Origin of the sequence: Pseudomonas sp. 43(2021), assembly GCF_017490805.1 — a bacterium.
In the GTDB taxonomy this organism is placed as follows: domain Bacteria; phylum Pseudomonadota; class Gammaproteobacteria; order Pseudomonadales; family Pseudomonadaceae; genus Aquipseudomonas.
Window position 1 is genome coordinate 1 of record NZ_JAFGYJ010000365.1, and the last position, 487, is coordinate 487.

Annotated in this window: 1 pseudogene; it reads left to right on the plus strand. The window is 61.8% G+C overall.

Annotated elements, in window-relative coordinates:
• Positions 1-487, plus strand: a pseudogene (locus J5M71_RS27665) (malto-oligosyltrehalose trehalohydrolase); the annotation flags it as partial.

A 487-nucleotide genomic window follows, 5' to 3' on the forward strand; every position in this document is an offset into this window, starting at 1 on the left:
GACAAACACACGCCCTGGGGCGCGGCGATCGACTTCCGTCGCCCGGAAGTGCGCGAGTTCTTCATTGAAAACGCGCTGATGTGGCTGCTCGAATACCGTTTCGACGGTTTGCGTCTGGATGCGGTGCACGCGATTGAAGATCCCGACTTTCTCAGCGATCTGGCCCGGCGCATTCGCCCGCAGATCGACCCGACCCGGCACGTCTGGCTGACCGTCGAGAACGAGCTGAACCAGTCGAGTCTGCTGGAAAACGATTACGACGCGCAGTGGAACGACGACGGTCATAACGCGTTGCACGTGCTGCTGACCGGCGAAACCGACGCCTATTACGCTGACTATGCCGCGCAGCCCACCGAGCAACTGGTGCGCTGCCTGAGCCAGGGCTTCGTGTTCCAGGGCCACATCACTCGCCATGGCGAACCTCGCGGCGAGCCGAGCGAACATCTGCCCTCCACTGCTTTCGTGCTGTTCCTGCAGAACCATGACC